Source organism: Streptomyces sp. NPDC012466 (genome assembly GCF_042955215.1).
GTDB lineage: Bacteria > Actinomycetota > Actinomycetes > Streptomycetales > Streptomycetaceae > Streptomyces.
On record NZ_JBIBEQ010000026.1, the window covers coordinates 1 to 1,743 of the forward strand.

Genomic DNA, 1,743 nt, shown 5'->3' on the forward strand with positions numbered 1-1,743 from the left:
TTCATGGACGGCGGCGTCGCGGTGGAACGCGGCGACGCCCGTGAAGTGCTGGGCAATCCCCGTGAGAAACGAACCCAGGCGTTCCTCGAAAGGGTCTTGTAAAAGCGGCTGGGACACGCGGTAGCGGCTCCGGCAGCACGTCCGGACAAGACGCCGGCCGCTGCGGCTGACGTGACTTCCGCACCCTGCCGGTCCCGGTCTTCAACGCCCTCCAGTTCGACGTCGATCCGACCGTCACAGCGCTGACAGCGCCGTCGGCCGGGCCCCTGGTGGTGCCCGGCCGCCCTCACTTCGAAACTCCCCGCTAAGGACCCGACATGAAGACGATTCCCTACTGGATAGAAACCGCTGGGGCGTTTCCCGACCGGTCCGGCAAGCCGCTGACCGAGGACACCGACCTCGTGGTCGTCGGCGCCGGCCTGACGGGCCTGTCCACCGCCCTCCACTCCGCGCGCAAGGGCGCCCGGGTCACCCTGGTCGAGAAGGGCCAGATCGGCTCCGGTGCCTCCGCCCGCAACGGTGGCATGGCGAACCTGGGCTTCACCATCGGCGTGGGCCAGGCCATCCGCCGGTACGGCCTCGAACGGGCCCGCGAGATCTACAACTCCTACGGCGAGGCCGTGGACACCGTCGAGCGGCTCGTGAACGAGGAGTCCATCGACTGCCAGTTCCGTCGCGTCGGACGCCTCGGAGTCGCCTCCCGCCCCGCCCACTTCGAAAGCAAGAAGGCCCAACAGCGCGACCTGGCCAAGTACTTCGGACACGAGACCACCCTGGTCGGCAAGGCCGAGCTGCGTTCCGAGATCGGCTCCGACGCCTACCACGGCGGCCTGCTCGACCCGTTCAGCGCCGCACTGCACGTCGGCCGCTTCGTGCGCGGCATGGCCGAGGCGTGCGAGCGCACGGGTGTCGAGATCCACGAGCGCAACGCGGCCATCGGCGTGCGGCGTACCGCCGCCGGCCGGTTCGAGGTCAGCACCGAGCGCGGTGTCATCCGTGCCGGGCAGGTCATGATGGCCACCGACGCCTACACCGACAAGAACTTCCCGTGGCTGCGCCGCCAACAGGTCTGCGTGGGCAGCTTCATCATCGTCACCGAGCCGCTCGGCGAGCAGCTTGCCCGGGACATCATCCCCAAGGCCCGCCTCATCGTCGACTCCAACAAGGTCTGCCACTACTTCCGGCTCACCCCGGACAACCGGCTGCTGTTCGGAGGCCGCGCCCGTTTCGCGCCCTCCGACCCCACCTCGGACAAGAAGAGCGGAGCGGTCCTGTTCCGTGAGATGTGCGAGATCTTTCCCCAGCTCTCCCGGACCAAGATCGAGTACGTGTGGGGCGGCTCCGTCGGCTTCGCCATGGACCGCATCGTGCACGCCGGGCAGACCGGGGACGGCGTCTACTACTCCATGGGCTACGCGGGCCACGGCGTGCAGATGGCCACTCACATGGGGCGGGTCATGGCCGAGGTGATGGACGGTCACCCCGAGGTCAGCCCCGTCCGCGACATCGCCCCGCCCCGCATTCCCCTCTACAACGGCACCGCCTGGTTCCTGCCCTTCGCCGGCGCCTACTACAAGACGCTGGACCGCATCCGCTGACCGGTCGGCAGCCCCTCTACACGTACAAGGAGATACCCACGATGACTGTCGTCCGTGATGTTCCCAAGCAGTTGTTCATCGGTGGTGGCTGGCAGGACGCGGAGTCCGGCCGGACGCTGTCCGTCGACGACCCGGCCACCGGCGA

1 protein-coding gene is annotated in these 1,743 nt (G+C 68.4%); it reads left to right on the forward strand.

All coding sequences use genetic code 11. The features are described from left to right. Window positions 1-317: 317 nt before the first annotated feature. Window positions 318-1,598 carry an FAD-dependent oxidoreductase gene (locus ACFY9E_RS40200; RefSeq protein WP_390993612.1) on the forward strand — a complete coding sequence of 427 codons (1,281 nt, stop codon included), beginning with the start codon at window positions 318-320 and terminating at the stop codon, window positions 1,596-1,598. Window positions 1,599-1,743: the final 145 nt, after the last annotated feature.

Bases quoted from the DNA above. Each gene is read 5' to 3' on its own strand.
- ACFY9E_RS40200 (WP_390993612.1), top strand. From the start codon at position 318: ATGAAGACGATTCCCTACTGGATAGAAACCGCTGGGGCGTTTCCCGAC.